Source organism: Sphaerisporangium melleum (assembly GCF_014646695.1).
GTDB classification, from domain to species: domain Bacteria; phylum Actinomycetota; class Actinomycetes; order Streptosporangiales; family Streptosporangiaceae; genus Sphaerisporangium; species Sphaerisporangium melleum.
In genome coordinates, this window is record NZ_BMNT01000015.1 from 189397 (window position 1) to 189597 (window position 201).

A 201-nucleotide genomic window follows, 5' to 3' on the forward strand; every position below is an offset into this window, starting at 1 on the left:
GGTGGCGATGGACTTCGGCCGCGTCTCGCTGGATCAGGATCTGATTCTGTATCTGTTCGGTACGCCTGGTCAGCATCGGTTCTGGTTCATGTGGGATGACCTGGTGCGGGGTGCGATCGGGGCGGTGGTGCTGGTGGACACGCGGCGTCTGGCCGACTGTTTCCCGGCGATCGACTACTTCGAGGAGGCCGGGCTGCCCTT

Annotated in this window: 1 protein-coding gene; it reads left to right on the plus strand. The window is 63.7% G+C overall.

Annotated elements, in window-relative coordinates; all coding sequences use genetic code 11:
• A partial coding sequence (locus tag IEY93_RS38160) for a GTP-binding protein (protein WP_229691163.1) occupies positions 1-201 on the plus strand: 201 nt, incomplete at both ends.